Annotated in this window: 1 protein-coding gene; it reads right to left on the minus strand. The window is 50.2% G+C overall.

What is annotated here, in order from left to right:
• Positions 1–231: NUDIX domain-containing protein (locus A3774_RS16270; RefSeq protein WP_156473751.1), on the minus strand; the 231-nt coding region annotated here is incomplete at both ends.

Consider the following 231-nt stretch of genomic DNA (forward strand, 5'->3'; position numbering starts at 1 on the left):
ATCGTAGCGCCACCAACCCGCTTCTGCGATCTCATCTGGTGCGAGAACGATTTCTCCGGATTCGTATTCGGCAAAAAAACCAACCATAAGTTGATGCGGAAAAGACCACGGCTGGCTTCCTTGGTACCGGATGTTTTTAACTTTGATACCGACTTCTTCTAAGACTTCGCGTTGCACGGCCTGTTCAAGGCTTTCCCCTGCTTCCACAAAACCTGCGATGTTGCTGTAGCG

Origin of the sequence: Neptuniibacter marinus, from assembly GCF_001597725.1 — a bacterium.
In the GTDB taxonomy this organism is placed as follows: Bacteria; Pseudomonadota; Gammaproteobacteria; order Pseudomonadales; family Balneatricaceae; genus Neptuniibacter; species Neptuniibacter marinus.